Raw genomic sequence first — 639 nt, 5'->3', positions numbered from 1 at the left:
GGCCGGGCCCGGCGCAGGGCGCGTAGCCAGCGGAGGAGGGCGAGCGTCTCCCCGGTACGGGAGAACGGCTCGGCGGCCCGGAGCAGCGCCACGACGTCCCCGGCGCCGGTGCGCGACCACGTGTCGAGCGCGGCGCCGAGCGCCGCGTCCTGGTCCAGGGCGAGCACCCGGAAGTCGGCCTCGGCGAACAGCAGCCGGGCGATGCGCGCCTGGAGGGCGAGGAGTTCGCGGGCGCCCCGGGTGCCGGCGCCGAACCCCGCCACGGCCGTCCGCTCTCCGACCATGGCGAGCAGCGGTCGCAGGTCGTCCAGGGGCGCCAACGGGCCCGCCGTGCGCAGGGGGTGCGCCGCGCCCCTGATCCACTCGCCCACCGCCGCCCGGTCCGTCGCTGAGATCGTCATGCGGCCACCCTCGGACCTCAAGCGCGGTTGAGGTCAAGCTCGCTTGGCGGGCGGCCCGTCCGCCAAGCCCGGCCGACGGATTCCGCCTCTGCCGCGCGCCCCCGCGCGTGCCGTGCGGCGCCACGCGCGGGATTACGCCATGCTGGGCGGACGACCAGCGGCGCCGGCCCGGTCGGTCCCGGTGGGTGGACCGCGGCAGTGGGACATCCGACACGGGGTGTACAGGACGGCGTGTGGA

1 pseudogene is annotated in these 639 nt (G+C 77.6%); it reads right to left on the bottom strand.

What is annotated here, in order from left to right:
- Window positions 1-401 (bottom strand): annotated as a pseudogene (locus KUM32_RS36500) (erythromycin esterase family protein); the annotation flags it as partial.
- Between the last annotated feature and the right edge of the window lie 238 nt (window positions 402-639).

It is taken from the genome of Streptomyces sp. AC627_RSS907 (assembly GCF_019049165.1).
Note: the sequence above shows the minus strand (reverse complement) of the source record. Positions and strands in the feature narration are given on the sequence as shown.